The organism is Microcoleus sp. D3_18_C4 (genome assembly GCF_036702355.1).
In the GTDB taxonomy this organism is placed as follows: domain Bacteria; phylum Cyanobacteriota; class Cyanobacteriia; order Cyanobacteriales; family Microcoleaceae; genus Microcoleus.
Map to the genome: position 1 here is coordinate 80436 of NZ_JAUBTF010000025.1, position 7672 is coordinate 88107.

A 7672-nucleotide genomic window follows, 5' to 3' on the forward strand; every position below is an offset into this window, starting at 1 on the left:
CGACTATTGTTAACTAGAATATTACTGATTATCCTTTGCCTGCGAAGCTGATGAGTGAAAACCCGTCAATATAGCTTAACCAAGGCAGAGCTACACATCGGAAATCTTAACCATTCTTTAGACAAGTGCGATCGTCCCCTCAAACTGCTGCTAAGTATGTAACATTTCAATCGCTAGAAAGTTACTATCGAACCGGAAATAAAGCAAACACAGTTAAATTTGTTGAAAAACTCAAGCAAATCAATCCCACTGGTTAAGTAAGTTTACATTCTGTCACACTGTAAACTTACTTAACGTACATCAAAGATTTTATTGCCAGTTTGGTGGTATACTAAGACTGAACCGTATAGAAATACAAAGACCTTTATCAGTTTAAGTAAAAGAAATCTCCTCAAGCAAACAGAAATAAAAGCTCCAGAAAACCAGAGCAATTCCCGAAGCCATGACGAACAACACCCCAGTCAAAACAATTCTGATTCTGGCAGCCAATCCCACCAATACCGCACCCTTGCGATTGGATGAAGAGATCCGGGAAATTGACGAAGGATTGCGACGGGCCAATAAACGGGAGCAGTATAAATTAGAACAAAAGTGGGCAGTACGTTCCCGTGACTTTTACCGAGCGATTTTAGATTATCAACCTCACATTGTCCACTTTTGCGGGCATGGTGCTGGAGAAGATGGAATTGTCCTAGAAGATGATACGGGAAAAATGGCGCTGGTGCAGACAAACGCCCTCGCCAGTATGTTTAAATTGTTTGCCCAGAAAGGTGTAGATTGCGTAATTCTCAATGCTTGTTATTCCGAAGTACAGGCAGAGGCAATTAGCCAATACGTTAATTATGTTATTGGCATGAATCGAGCCGTGGGAGATCGAGCAGCCCTTGCCTTTGCTGTAGGGTTTTATGATGCGATCGCTGCTGGATATGAAGTGGAAGGAGCCTACGAGTTAGGTTGTTCACAGATGATAAGTTTCTTGGAGAAGGAAACTCCTGTTCTGAAGAAAAAAAAGTTAACTGCCTCTGCCACTGATGAGATTTCAATTAATTTTGAAGATGAGATTCCTCCTAACCCCTACCAGGGACTATCTGCCTTTGGCGAAGAAGATGCAGACTTCTTTTTTGGTCAAGAAAAATTTGTCAATAATTTAGTGGAAGTCACACATAAACAACCGTTAGTTAGCGTGATTGGCCCTAGTGGCAGTGGTAAATCATCTGTAGTATTTGCAGGAGTAACTCCCAAGTTGCTAAAAGAGAGAAACTGGTTAATTGAAACTTTCCGACCGGGGAAAGAACCCTTTTCTGCCTTAGCATTTGCCTTGGTACGGCAATTAGAACCAGAAGCAGGTGAAACTCAAAAACTGCGGGAATCAGTCGCATTAGGTAGTGATATGCAGCAAGGTAGAATCACTTTACAACAGGTAGCGTCTCGTATTTTGACAAAGAATCCAGGCAAAAAGTTATTATTAGTTGCAGACCAATTTGAAGAACTTTACACCCTTTGTTTAGAGAAGCAAGAACAAAAACAGTTTATCGACGAGCTACTCACTGCTATTTCTGAAAAAAGCATCACATTAGTTTTAACGTTACGGGCTGATTTTTTGGGTTATGTACTTTCCTATCCTCGATTTAAGGATATCTTACAGGAATTCACACCGCAATTCTTGAGTTCTATGAAACGAGGGGAATTACAACAAGCGATTGAATTACCTGCTCACAAGTTAGAAGTGCAATTAGAAACACAATTAACTCAACGTATTCTTGATGATGTAGGTCAAGAACCCGGAAATTTACCCTTATTAGAATTTGCCCTGACTCGGTTGTGGGAAAAGCAAGTCAATCGAGAATTAACTCATCAAGCTTATGAAGAAATTGGTGGTGTCAAAAAAGCCATTGCTAATCATGCAGAACAAGTTTATCAACAACTCAGTGAAACAGAGAAAAAGCAGACACAGCGAATTTTTGTACAGTTAGTTCGTCCAGGGGAAGGAACAGAAGACACTCGGCGCGTTGCTACCCGTGCGGAAGTGGGGGAAGAGAACTGGAATTTGGTCAGTTATTTAGCAGGATATCCAGCACGGTTGGTGGTCACGGGACAACAAGAACAGGAAGACACTGTCGAAGTCGTACATGAAGCGCTGATTCGAGAATGGGGAACTTTCCGTGATTGGATCAATGCTAGTCGTCAATTTCGGACTTGGCAAGAACGCTTAAAAGTCCTGTTACAAGATTGGAAAAATAACAACTATGATACTGAGGGATTATTGAGAGGTGTCCCATTAAGCGTAGCGGAAGACTGGTTAAACAAACATCCAGAACAACTTAGAATAGAGGAGCAAAAGTTTATCCAGAAAAGTATTAATCGAGAAAAACGAAAAGAGATTTTTAAGAAATTTACATTCGGATTGCTGACAATTTCTCTAGTTTTTGTGACAGGATTAGTTTTCAAAAATAGATATAACTTTGAGATTACAAATTTAAGTATATCTTCCCAATCGCTACTCGAATCTGATAAACAATTTCAGGGTTTAATAGAAATTTTAAAAGCTTCAAATAAGTTAAAAACCCCACTTCTATCAACAACCACTAACCGAAATAGTGTAATCATTAATTTGAGAAAAGCTGTTTATGAGACTCGTGAGTTAAATCGTTTAGAGAAACATCAAGGTGGTGTAACGAGTATCAGCTTTAGCAAAGATGGTCAAATTCTTACATCAGCTTATGATAAACATTTAATCCTATGGAGTCAAGAAGGTCGCTTACTACAAGATTTTGGCGAGGTGCATAAAGACACTATTTGGAAAGCAACTTTTAGTCCAAATGGTAAAATAATAGCTTCGGCAAGTAAAGATAAAACAGTTAAACTTTGGTCACAACAAAATGGTACTTGGGTTCTTAAATCTACCTTAAGGCATAGTCATCCAGTTCGAGTTGTAAAGTTTAGTCCTAACGGAGGAATAATTGCTTCATCAGATGATGATAGTAATATTAAGTTGTGGAGTTCAGATGGTCAACCCTTAAACTCGATAAAGGCTAATCAAGGCTGGCTTTTGAGCATGAGTTTTAAAGATAATCAAACCCTAGCTACTGGTGGTGGTGATGGCAGTGTAAAATTTTGGAGAAGTCAAAATGGTACATTTAAGGATGTAGAACTATTAGGTACTCTTAGGGGACATAGTAAAAGAGGAGTCTGGAGTTTAGATTTTAGCCATGACGGAAAGATGTTAGTAACAGGGGGTGGTGATGGTACAATTAAACTCTGGCGTAAACAAGCAGAAAGCAAAAGTAATGACTGGATTAGAGATCTAAAATTTTCTCTCGATCAAAAAACTTTGGGAGAAATTTGTGACAACCAACTTAAAAAAAGTCAAAATGGGATTGAATATAGTTGCCTCAAAGCTTCCAAAGATTTTGTAAGAGGGGTTAGTTTTAGTCCTGATAATCAAATAATTGCAGGCGGGACTTGGGACAAACATATTCTGCTTTGGTATTGGGATCGACCAGGTATGACCTCTGAAACTTTGAACGGGCATGGAAATGGAGTATGGGATGTAAAGTTTAGCTCCGATGGCAAAATTCTTGCCTCTGCCAGTGACGACAATACAGTCAAATTATGGAATACAAAAGAAACTCCAAAGGCTTTTGGAGAAGCAGAGAGTCCTATTTTAGATGTTAGCTTTAGCCCTGACGGTCAGAGAATTGCTTCAGCCAGTAAGTGCAAAATTGTTAAACAGTTGGATGTAAATGGTAACAGCATCAACAAAGATTTAGTAGATGTTACGTTGAGTCAATCACCAGACCCACATTGTTATAATCGTACTGTTCGTAGCCATAGTGAAAAGGTTTATGAAGTAGCTTTCAGTCCTCTTGACGGTAAAGTAATGATCACTGCTAGTGCAGATTGTACCATAAAATTATGGGATGCCGATGGTCACTTAATTAAACCTTTAATAGATGCTTCTATAGAAACTAAAAATAAAAAATGTAGTAGTAAATCTAGTCATAGCAAAGCTGTTCAAGGTGTAGCTTTTAGTCCTGATGGTAAAAACATTGCTTCAGCAAGTTTGGATAATACTATCAAACTTTGGAATACTCAAGATGGTAGTCTAATTAAGAACCTTTAAAAATCAATTGGGAGTAAATAAAGTTAGATTTAGTCCTGATGGAAAAACTTTAGTTTTCGCAAGTGCCGATAATTCGGTTAGACTGTGGAGTACGAATGATGCATCAAATGTAAAAATTCTGCCTGGTCATACTAAAAGAGTTACAGACGTAAGTTTCAGTCCCGATGGCAAAATCATTGCTTCTGTTAGTTGGGATCAGACAATCAAGCTTTGGAATAAAGACGGCACACTCCGAAAAACAATTTACGGGCATTCAGCCGGAGTTGAGAGTGTAAGTTTTAGCTCAGATGGTCAAATGATTGCTTCGGCTAGCAGAGATCGTAAGATCAAGATTTGGAATCTTGATGGTATATTAATAAATAGTATTGATATCTATAAAGGAGAAATTTATTCTGTTAGTTTCAGTCCTAAAGATAAATTTCTTGTTGCTGGTGTTGATGATGGTCAAGTAAGATTATGGGATATAGAACTCAATAACTTACAAGCAAAAGCTTGCAATCACCTCAAAAATTATTTACAGAATAACCCTAATAGCATTGAATCAGAGAACCAGGATCTCTGCGATCGAGTGGAACCTTCTGCAACAGCTTTCTTTTTGCATGGTGAACAGTTAGCGTTACAGGGCCGTATTGATGATGCAATTGCTAATTTTGAAAAAGCTGTTAAACTGGACTCAAATTTAATTTATTTAGCAAGTGATTGGAATAAGCTCTGTTGGATGGGTAGCCTTAATCAGCAACCACAAAAATTTATAGTTGCTTGTGACAAAGCTGTTCAACTCGAACCTAATAACCGATGGATTCGTAAGAGTCGGGGTGTGGCCAGAGCATTAATAGGTAATTTTAATGGCGCTGTCCTAGATTTTGAAGAATCTATTAAATTAATCAGTGATGAAAATGAAAAAACAAAGCAAAAAGATTGGATAGAATCTCTAAAAAAGGCTAAAAATCCGTTTACTAATGAGGTATTAAAAAACTTTCGCTCAGAATAATCTTGCTAAAAAGTTGATTCAAATCTCAAATATATTTTCCAAACCCCTTACCCAGCAACAACCATGACTAACCAAACTCCCAACTTCTACGCCCTCCTCATCGGCATCAATTTCTACTTCCCCCATCGCTTACCAGAAGGTAACTCCTACAAAAACTTGCGAGGATGCGTTCAAGATATCAACCACGTCGAAACCTATTTAAAAGAAACCTTCAACCTCACACCCGACCAAATTATTAAACTCACCGCTACTGCTTCCGACAATCCCAACCAACCCCAAGAACCCCCAGAACTCTTACCAACTTATGAAAATATCGTCGCCAAATTCAAAGAACTAACCGCCCAAGCCCAACCTCAAGACCGAGTATATATTCACTACTCCGGTCACGGCGGACGGGCGAAAACAATTTTTGAAAGCCTCAAGGGTTCTATGGGTTTAGATGAAGCCTTAGTTCCCTGCGATATCGGTCAACCAAACTCACGCTATTTGCGCGACTTGGAATTTGCCAAACTCCTGGAAGAAATGGTGGCAAAAGAGTTAGTTGTAACCCTGGTACTCGATAGCTGTCATTCCGGTGGCGCAACGAGAGAGATGAGCGGAGATGACCGGATTCGCGGTGAAGGTTTTATTGATATGACTCTTCGACCTACAGATAGTTTAGTCGCACCGCTTCAGGAATTAGCACAAAATTGGCAAACTTCAACAGAAAATAGCCGCAATATTACCGTTGTCAATGGTTTGTTACCAGAACCGAAAGGTTATACCTTAATAGCAGCTTGTCGGGATCAGGAATTCGCTTATGAAAAGGTTTTTGAAGGGACGGAACGCAACGGCGCTTTAACTTATTATTTACTAAAAGCTTTGCGACAATACGGGACAGAGATTGCTGTAGAACATTTGTTCAATCAAATTTCTAATCTCGTTCACAATGACTTTGACCGACAAACACCGATGTTGATTGGCGAGACAAATCGCACTTTTTTGGGCGGTCAATCTGTCGTTGCTAGCCGTAACGCTCCCGTGATGAAAGTAGATATTACCAAAAACCGAGTCCAATTGCAAATGGGTGAAGCTAGCGGCATTAAAAAAGGGGCAGAATTCGATATTTTTCGATTCGGGACGAGGGCTTTTGAGGATAGTGAAAATCGCATTGCTACAGTTAAAGTTGTAGAGTTGGGGGCATCCGAATGTTGGGCAGAAGTAACGATGCTACACAACGAATTTAGAACCCGAGAACTCCATCATAAATTAACAGAAGGAATAATTGAAATAGGTTCACCTGCTGTCTATGTAGGGCCACCGTTGGAACAAATTCGCAAAGTTCGCGTTCTTCTGCCTGACCCGTTACCGCAAATTCCTGGTGTAGATGTGTCATCACTTCCTGGTATACTCGAAACTCAAAAAGAGGAAGTTGAAAATCATAGCTGGATAGAATTCTGTCCCGAAACCGAAAAAGATGAGAATGTGAATTATTTTGTTTCCGTGAACTCTCAAGGAGAATATGTGATTTTAGATGCTAATAAAGCACCTATCAAAAATGTTCTTTTTCCGATCAAAGTTGATGCACCTGAAGCAGCTAAAAAGCTAATTAATCGCTTAATCCATATTACCATATATCAAAATCGTTTGGAGTTGGACAATGAAGACGCTTTTTCTCGCTTAAATGGCAAACTTAAGGTTGAATTGGTTAAATCTGTCAAACGGCAACGTGTAGTTTTGAATGTTGATGGTAAAGTTCCTGTATTAGAAAAAGGTGCAGAAGATATCACTTTAGTAATTCACAATGAATCTACTAGAAGTTTAAATATAACTGCCTTGATATTTGATATGGATTTTCGGATTTTACAAATCTATCCCAAAGGTGTGAATAATGAAGTTGTAGAACCCAAAGGAGAGACAACAGAACCACTCAAACTATCATTGCCAAAAAATTATGAGGAAGGGGTAAATGTAATAAAAGTATTTGCAACTTTGGATGCAACGAATTATCACTTGTGGGAATTGCCAGCGTTAGACCAAGATTTACAGGGGCGAATGGCGGAGGTTGTAACTAAAGCGAGTAATGAATGGACGACGGAAAAGGTGGAATATGTGCTGAGGTGAAAAAAATGTAGTGCGCCCATTTTGCTCGCGGGCTGTTTTTGCCTAGTCCTTTTTGATTGACTTATGGTTGAGGTAATCAGAACACATCTGTTTATCCTCGGCTGTCACTTTCGGGTTTGTTCTGAGATAATCGCTGATCCAGTTGCAGCCGAATGCCATTAGTTGCTCTAAATCCCAAGTCCACAGTTTTATCGTCTTGTCATCGCTTGCGGTCGCCAAGGTTTTGCCATCTGGGCTAAAGGCGACACTCCAGACCGAACTGCTATGGCCGGTGAGGGTGGCAATCGGTTTTTGGGTTTGCAGGTTCCACAGTTTTATCGTCTTGTCATCGCTTGCAGAAGCCAAGGTGTTGCCATCTGGGCTAAAGGCGACACTCATGACCGAACTGCTATGGCCGGTGAGGGTGGCAATCGGTTTTTGGGTTTGCAGGTTCCACAGTTTTATCGTCTTGTCAC

The 7672-nt window shown here is 39.7% G+C and carries 4 protein-coding genes; 3 read left to right on the forward strand and 1 reads right to left on the reverse strand.

Annotated features, from left to right (window positions below):
- The first annotated feature begins 442 nt into the window (after positions 1-442).
- The 3 genes from QUA90_RS14700 to QUA90_RS14710 all read left to right on the forward strand — a co-directional run bounded on the left by QUA90_RS14700 (position 443) and on the right by QUA90_RS14710 (position 7217).
- A complete protein-coding gene (locus QUA90_RS14700; protein WP_333446218.1) occupies positions 443-4123 on the forward strand; it encodes an nSTAND1 domain-containing NTPase in 3681 nt (1226 codons plus the stop codon).
- Between the two features lie 7 nt (positions 4124-4130).
- A complete protein-coding gene (locus QUA90_RS14705; RefSeq protein ID WP_333446220.1) occupies positions 4131-5114 on the forward strand; it encodes a WD40 domain-containing protein in 984 nt (327 codons plus the stop codon).
- A gap of 63 nt (positions 5115-5177) precedes the next feature.
- Positions 5178-7217, forward strand: coding sequence for a caspase family protein (locus QUA90_RS14710; protein ID WP_333446222.1), 2040 nt, complete (start codon positions 5178-5180; stop codon positions 7215-7217).
- 42 nt (positions 7218-7259) lie between these two features.
- On the opposite strand, the gene QUA90_RS14715 is transcribed toward QUA90_RS14710, so the two are convergent.
- On the reverse strand, positions 7260-7672 hold a 413-nt coding region (locus QUA90_RS14715), incomplete at its 5' end, for a WD40 repeat domain-containing protein (RefSeq protein ID WP_445300112.1).

Coding starts and splice junctions, on each gene's coding strand:
- QUA90_RS14700 (WP_333446218.1), top strand. CDS start 443: ATGACGAACAACACCCCAGTCAAAACAATTCTGATTCTGGCAGCCAAT.
- QUA90_RS14710 (WP_333446222.1), top strand. CDS start 5,178: ATGACTAACCAAACTCCCAACTTCTACGCCCTCCTCATCGGCATCAAT.